1 protein-coding gene is annotated in these 412 nt (G+C 62.4%); it reads left to right on the top strand.

Going from position 1 to position 412, the window contains the following annotated elements; genetic code table 11:
- Window positions 1–412, top strand: a 412-nt coding sequence (locus ETC00_RS20105) for a D-(-)-3-hydroxybutyrate oligomer hydrolase (RefSeq protein WP_216369616.1), incomplete at both ends; no start/stop codon positions are given.

The raw sequence follows: 412 nt of genomic DNA, 5'->3' as shown, positions 1-412 counted from the left end.
CATTGGCACCGCCGGTGAGTGGGGCCTGAAAAAGGGTTGTGCCGTGGTCTACACCGACAAGGGCACCGGCACCGGCTCTCATAACCTGGAGACCAACGCGGCCCAGCAATTGAATGGCACCCTGACCGAGACCGGGCAGCCGGTGCAGTTCCGGGCCGATCTGTCCGATTCGGCGCGGGCGGATTTCAGCGCCCTCTGGCCCGACCGGATGGCGTTCAAGCACGCCCACTCCAAAGCCAACCCGGAAGAGCGCTGGGGGCTACACGTGCTCCAGTCCATCCGCTTCGGCTTCTACGTGCTGAATGAAAAATTTGGCCGCCCGCTGCGTAACGGCAAAACCCTGATTACCCTCAAACCGAGAAACACCCTGGTGATTGCCTCCAGTGTCTCCAACGGTGGCGGTGCTTCGGTG

The sequence above is a fragment of the Brevibacillus sp. MCWH genome (assembly GCF_013096935.1).
Classification (GTDB): Bacteria; Bacillota; Bacilli; order Brevibacillales; family Brevibacillaceae; genus Brevibacillus; species Brevibacillus aydinogluensis.
The sequence above is the reverse complement of the archived record's forward strand: the minus strand, read 5'-3'. Positions and strand labels throughout refer to the sequence as shown.